Source organism: Halanaerobium sp. DL-01, assembly GCF_003338615.1.
Taxonomy (GTDB): Bacteria; Bacillota; Halanaerobiia; order Halanaerobiales; family Halanaerobiaceae; genus QPJE01.
Map to the genome: position 1 here is coordinate 1 of NZ_QPJN01000068.1, position 2940 is coordinate 2940.

A 2940-nucleotide genomic window follows, 5' to 3' on the forward strand; every position below is an offset into this window, starting at 1 on the left:
TCTACATTAGCCTTACTGGTTGTATAATGAACATCAGCTTTTTTGACTCCTTCTGTTTTATTTAAAACCTGTTCTATCTTATTTGCACAATCCGGACAATTCAGTTCTTCTAAATAAAGTTTAATTTTTTTCATTTTTTTCTACCTCCAAATTTTATTATTTAACTTCTTCTTTAAAAATCAGTCTAAATTTTTAGTTTTTATTCCACATCATATTTTAACAGACGCATAGCATTAAAGATTACTATTAAAACACTCAGCTCGTGAACCAGCATTCCCGAAGCCAGAAATACTTTCTGACCTAAAACACCTGCCAGCAGTGCGAAAACAATTAAAACAGCAAAAATAACATTTTGTTTTATATTTCTATTGGCTGCTTTGCTGAGTCCAATTGCATATGGTAGTTTATTTAAGTTATCTGCCATTAAAGTAATATCTGCTGTATCAATTGCAGCATCTGTACCGGCTGCTCCCATTGCAATTCCAATATCGGCTGTTACCAGGGATGGAGTATCATTTATTCCATCTCCTACCATTGCAACTTTATATCCTTCTCTTTGATATTCCTCCACTGCCTTAACCTTATCTTCTGGCAGCAGTTCGGCTTTATAACCATCAAGATGCAGCTCATCAGCAACCGATTTTGCTATCCTCTCATTATCTCCGGTTAACATTACTACTTTTTTGATGCCCACCCGCTTTAATTTTTCTACAATCTGATAGGCGTTTTCTCTTGGTCGATCTGCAATGGAAATTAAAGCTATAATCTGTTTATTTTCTGCCATTACTACAACTGTTTTACCCTGTTCTTCCAGATTGTTTTTTTGTTCTTCAATTTCTGGCTTGATATCAATTCCCTGCTCCTTAAATAACCTGCTGTTTCCAATTATAATTTCTTTACCATCAATTTGAGCAGTTATTCCTTTTCCGGTATGAGTCTCAAAACTAATTGGAGAATTGAATTTTTCTTTAAGTTCAACTTCGGCTTTCTTTTTGATGGCCCGGGCCAGATGATGTTCAGAATTAAATTCAGCGATTGCAGCCAGTCTCAAAACTTCAGCTTCACTTTTAGCAAAAGTTATTATCTGATCAACTTCTGCTTCTCCCTTACTTAGAGTTCCTGTTTTATCAAAGGCAACCATATCGATTTCTCCTGATTTTTCTAAGTATTCACCTCCCTTGATCAAAATTCCATTTTTGGCTCCATTACCGATTCCGGCCACAATAGATATCGGAGTTGAGATAACCAGTGCTCCCGGACAGCCTATAACAAGCAGTGTTAGAGAAAGTCTGATACTGCCGCTGATAAAATAAGAAATAATTGAAAGCAGAATAATTCCCGGTGTATAATATTTAGAAAAACGCTCCATCAGTTTTTGAGTAGGAGCTTTTTCTTCCTGAGCCTCTTCTACCAGCTCTATTATTTTACCAAAAGTGGTATCATCTCCAACCTTTTCAGTTTTAATTTCCAGATAGCCATTTTTATTTATAGTGCCGCTGAAGACTTCATCCCCTGTTTCTTTGCTGACCGGTACTGATTCCCCAGTAATAGCTGACTGATTAACTTCACTTTTACCTTTAATTACAGTACCATCAACGGGTATTTTTTCTCCCGGCCGCACAATTACTTTCTCCCCAATTTCTACCTCTTCAGCAGCTATTTCCTTTTCTTCTCCATCTCTAATAACTGCAGCCAGATTGGGAGCCAGATCCATTAAATCTCTTATTGCATCTCTGGCCTTTCCTACTGTTCTGCTTTCTAAGTAGGAACCAAAGGCAAAGAGAAAGGTAACAGCTGCTGCCTCCCAGTATTCTCCTATAATCACTGCTCCTACTGCTGCAATTGTTACAAGTAGATTAATACTGATCACTTTCATCTTTAGAGTGTTATAGGCACTGACTGCCACCTGATAACCGGAAACTACTGCCGCTGCCACCATTGCTGTATTAAAAATTAGTGGATTAAAATCTAATAATTTACTCAACCAGGCTATAGTAATTAAAATACCTGATATAATAACTATTTTTAATTTCTTTTTCATCTCAACCAACCTCCCTGATTCCTTTGTACTACCAGTATAACTATTTTCCAGGAGGTCAGCTATGATATAAATCATTTTTTACAAAAAAAGACCTCAGCTAACTTCAAAAAAATTTAATTTTGAAGTTAGCTGAGGTTATAATCAATAAATATTTAATTTTTGATTATCTTCGTCTGAAAACAACTAATAAATTTATCATTATATTTAAATCAAATTTAAAACTTCAACATCTTAGCATTAATTGCTACAATTACTGTACTCATCGACATTAGTACTGCACCAACTGCTGGAGAAATCATAATTCCCACACCTGCCAGCACACCTGCTGCCAGCGGAATGGCAAAGGCATTATAACCTGTAGCCCAGAATAAATTCTGAATCATCTTCTTATAAGTTAAACTGCCAAATTCAATCAGTTTTAAAACATCAAGTGGATCACTTTCAACCAGAATAATATCTGCTGTTTCTGCGGCAACATCTGTACCTGAGCCAATAGCAATCCCGATATCAGCTTTTGCCAGAGCTGGAGCATCATTTACTCCATCACCGGTCATCGCTACAAAATCACCTGCAGCCTGAAGTTCTTCAACTTTTTTCTGCTTCTCATCGGGTAGTACTTCGGCAAAATAATCAGTTAAACCAAGTTCATTACTTACATATTCTGCAGTTTTCTGATTATCACCGGTTAGCATTTTAACTTTAATTCCTCTATCTTTAAGTTTCTGTACAGCCTCATAAGAACTTTCTCTAATCTGATCTCCCAGTCTGATCATACCGATTAAGTTTCCAGCTTCTAAAATAAAGATTTCAGTAAATGGTCCTTCTTTTAAAGCACTATCTGGTATTTCAATCTCGTTTTCTTTCAGATAACCTGGAGAAACTGCTTTGAAATCTCTGCC

3 protein-coding genes are annotated in these 2940 nt (G+C 36.2%); all 3 read right to left on the bottom strand.

Features of this window, described 5'->3' with window-relative positions:
- On the bottom strand, window positions 1–134 hold a 134-nt coding region (locus tag DER71_RS12415), incomplete at its 3' end, for a cation transporter (RefSeq protein ID WP_199505663.1).
- Between the two features lie 65 nt (window positions 135–199).
- Entirely contained in the window at window positions 200–2041 is a 1842-nt protein-coding gene (locus DER71_RS11790) for a cation-translocating P-type ATPase (protein WP_114457950.1), read from the bottom strand.
- A gap of 215 nt (window positions 2042–2256) precedes the next feature.
- Window positions 2257–2940, bottom strand: a 684-nt coding sequence (locus tag DER71_RS11795; RefSeq protein ID WP_114474680.1) for an HAD-IC family P-type ATPase, incomplete at its 5' end; no start/stop codon positions are given.

Coding starts and splice junctions, on each gene's coding strand:
- DER71_RS11790 (WP_114457950.1), bottom strand. CDS start 2,041: ATGAAAAAGAAATTAAAAATAGTTATTATATCAGGTATTTTAATTACT.